Origin of the sequence: Merdimonas faecis, from assembly GCF_001754075.1 — a bacterium.
GTDB lineage: Bacteria > Bacillota > Clostridia > Lachnospirales > Lachnospiraceae > Merdimonas > Merdimonas faecis.
On record NZ_MIEH01000062.1, the window covers coordinates 1 to 712 of the forward strand.

General features: G+C 51.3%; 1 rRNA gene. It reads left to right on the plus strand.

The window, feature by feature from the left end:
* Positions 1-556, plus strand: a 16S ribosomal RNA gene (locus tag BKD12_RS16220); the annotation flags it as partial.
* Between the last annotated feature and the right edge of the window lie 156 nt (positions 557-712).

Below are 712 nucleotides of genomic sequence, written 5' to 3' on the forward strand. Positions count from 1 at the left end.
ATCTTGACATCCCCCTGACCGGTGAGTAATGTCACCTTTCCTTCGGGACAGGGGAGACAGGTGGTGCATGGTTGTCGTCAGCTCGTGTCGTGAGATGTTGGGTTAAGTCCCGCAACGAGCGCAACCCTTATCCTTAGTAGCCAGCATTACGGATGGGCACTCTAGGGAGACTGCCAGGGACAACCTGGAGGAAGGTGGGGATGACGTCAAATCATCATGCCCCTTATGACCAGGGCTACACACGTGCTACAATGGCGTAAACAAAGGGAAGCGAAGGAGTGATCCGGAGCAAATCTCAAAAATAACGTCTCAGTTCGGATTGTAGTCTGCAACTCGACTACATGAAGCTGGAATCGCTAGTAATCGCGAATCAGCATGTCGCGGTGAATACGTTCCCGGGTCTTGTACACACCGCCCGTCACACCATGGGAGTCAGTAACGCCCGAAGCCGGTGACCCAACCTTCAAGGAGGGAGCCGTCGAAGGCGGGACCGATAACTGGGGTGAAGTCGTAACAAGGTAGCCGTATCGGAAGGTGCGGCTGGATCACCTCCTTTCTAAGGAAATCAAAGTAGGGGTCGTTGTTTATTATTTAGTTATCAAGGAGTGAATGGCAGAACAGATGAAAGACTTTCCATTCATAATTAAGATAACAAAAGATCCGAGGTTACTGTCAAAAGGACCGGAGGAACTCCTGGTGGCGATGCGCTTAG